The organism is Acidimicrobiales bacterium, from assembly GCA_035546775.1.
Classification (GTDB): domain Bacteria; phylum Actinomycetota; class Acidimicrobiia; order Acidimicrobiales; family JACCXE01; genus JACCXE01.
Genome location: DASZWD010000074.1, coordinates 1 through 1,994 on the forward strand (window position 1 = coordinate 1; position 1,994 = coordinate 1,994).

General features: G+C 68.4%; 3 protein-coding genes. 2 read left to right on the top strand and 1 reads right to left on the bottom strand.

Translation table 11 applies throughout. The features are described 5' to 3' along the window. On the top strand, positions 1 to 304 hold a 304-nt coding region (locus tag VHC63_18955), incomplete at its 5' end, for an MBL fold metallo-hydrolase (protein HVV38694.1). On the opposite strand, the gene VHC63_18960 is transcribed toward VHC63_18955, so the two are convergent. Further along, positions 301 to 1,107, bottom strand: a complete 807-nt coding sequence (locus tag VHC63_18960) for a hypothetical protein (protein ID HVV38695.1) — start codon at positions 1,105 to 1,107, stop codon at positions 301 to 303. The two genes, VHC63_18955 and VHC63_18960, sit on opposite strands and share 4 nt — an antisense overlap. 116 nt (positions 1,108 to 1,223) lie before the next feature. Between VHC63_18960 and VHC63_18965 the strand changes: the two genes are divergently transcribed. Next, a partial coding sequence (locus VHC63_18965; protein ID HVV38696.1) for a cytochrome P450 occupies positions 1,224 to 1,994 on the top strand: 771 nt, incomplete at its 3' end.

The following is a 1,994-nucleotide window of genomic DNA, read 5'->3' on the forward strand; positions in this document are numbered from 1 at the left end:
GGCCGACGGCGACGTGCTGCGCGCCGGCGGCAGCGAACTGGCCGTCATCCACACACCTGGCCATACGCCCGGCGGCTGCTGTTTCGCGCTGACAGGCCACGTCTTCAGCGGCGACACGCTCTTCTGCGGTGGGCCGGGCGCCACCGGACGCAGCTACTCCGACTTCCCGACGATCATCGAGTCCATCCGCGCCCGTCTGCTCACGCTGCCGCCCGAGACGGTCGTCCACACGGGCCACGGCGAGACGACGACCATCGGCGTCGAAGCACCCCACCTCGAGGAGTGGCTCCACCGCGGCCACTAGTCGCGCAAGCGGTGGCGTTCCAGACGCTCCCCGGGGTGGCGGTTGCGCCGCAGGAGATCTGCGGCGCTGGCGACCGTACGGGGCGACGACCACTCGCGTGAGGGCTTTTCCAACACCCAGCCGTCGCCCAGCGTGATGGCGGCGTGGAACGACAGCCCATCCCGAGTGCGCCACACCCAGACGGTGCCTGCTTGGTGGTCTTGGCCGCCGCGCCGGCACGCCGTCGCCAGCCACTCGTCGAAGGGCTCCCGCTCCGAGTAGCGCTCGACGGTCTCTTCGAGGCCCGCCGCAGCCATGACCGTGCTGAAACAATTCGGTCCGCTGCCCTCGGCGACGAACGTGCCGGCGAGCGCCCGCGCCGCGGGCAGATGGCGCCACGTGGTGGCGGGCACGTCGCGGTGCCGGCTCGTCATGCGGTCCTCGCTCACGTGGCGCAGGATGATGTCGGTGGTCATCATCGACGGCCACCACACGAAGCGGTGCCCGTCGGCCTGGGCGCGAGCGTCGACAACCTCGGGCCAGGCCCGTACCGTCGGGACCGCACCCCGCCCGGCGCGTTGTTGCTGACGGACCAGGCGCGCCCGCTCGGTGCGCGGCAACGCGAAGAACTCGTCCTCGTCGAGCCAGACCACGCCGAGCGACTTGTCGGTGCGCCACACGTGATACGTGTCCCAGAGGTGCGGCGACATCTCGCGGTCAGGATTACCGCCTTCGACGAAGAACGGCTGACGCGCCGGTGCCAGCCACGTCTTCCACTTCTCGACGAGTGCGTCGTCGACGTCGATCCCCAGCACCCGCCGCACGGGTGCGTTCTAGTGCGCCTTTCGGCACAGATCCGACCGGTTTTCTGCGCAAAAGGGCGCACTCAGCCGGTGGGCGTGATGGCGGTCGTCGCCGCCGACAGTGACAGGATGAGCGCGTGAGTGTGTTGAGCATCGACGACATCAACCTGACCGACCCGGCGTTCTGGACCCAGCCCCTCGACCAGCGCCAGGCCGGTTTCGCCGCGCTGCGCCGCCAGAAGCCGATCGCCTTCTTCGACGAACCCACCTTCGGCGACTTGGTGCTCGGGCCCGGCTTCTACGCCATCACCAAGCACGCGGATGTCGTGGAAATCAGCGGCAACCCGAAGGTGTTCTGCTCGGGCCTCGGTTCGACGTCGGTCACCGACCTGCCGCCCGAAGCCGCCGAGTTCTTCGGTTCGTTCATCGTGATGGACGACCCGCGCCACGCCCGCCTGCGCGGCATCGTCTCGCGCCGCTTCACGCCCAAGCACCTCGCGGGCGTGATGGACAACGTGGTGACGGTCGCCGACGAACTCATCGACAAGATGTGCGAGAAGGGCGAAACGGACTTCGTGCAGGACATCTCCGCGCCGTTCCCGCTGCTGATCATCATGGACATGATGGGGATCCCGCGTAGCGAGTACGGGACCGTCCTCGACGCCACCAACAAGATCCTCGGCGGCGGCGACCCCGAGTTCTTCGACGGCGCCGAGGGCGAAGAGATGTTCGCTCAGGTGCTGGGCGCGGGGATGACGCTCGTGCAACTGATGAACGAGATCGCCGAGTACAAGCGCCACAACCCGGGCGACGACCTCACGACGCAGCTCATCAACGCGGAGCTCGAAGACGACATCCTCACGCCGCAGGAACTCGGGTCGTTCTTCATCCTGCTCGCCGTCGCCGGC